This window comes from Zoogloea sp. LCSB751 (assembly GCF_002028455.1).
Lineage (GTDB): Bacteria > Pseudomonadota > Gammaproteobacteria > Burkholderiales > Rhodocyclaceae > Zoogloea.
The window spans coordinates 1-250 of record NZ_MWUM01000436.1; the positions used below are offsets into that span (position 1 = coordinate 1).

Annotated in this window: 1 protein-coding gene; it reads left to right on the forward strand. The window is 65.2% G+C overall.

Features of this window, described 5'->3' with window-relative positions; translation table 11 throughout:
* The coding region (locus B4920_RS27240; RefSeq protein WP_139379741.1) for a TRAM domain-containing protein at nt 1–250 on the forward strand (250 nt) is incomplete at both ends.

Consider the following 250-nt stretch of genomic DNA (forward strand, 5'->3'; position numbering starts at 1 on the left):
GGATGGCAAGGGTCGCCTGTTCGATCGCCCCCTGTTTGTCGAGGGTCTGCTGCCCGGTGAGCAGGCGCTGGTCGAGTTGACCGAGGTCAAGCCGAACTATCTGCACGGCAAGCTGGTCGAGCTGACCCAGCCGTCCGCCGACAGGGTTCCCGATTTCTGCCCCAACACCGAGTGCGGTGGCTGTCAGGTGCGCCCGCTGGCCTATCCGGCCCAGCTCAAGCTGAAACAATCCCTGGTGCAGAGCGCGCTG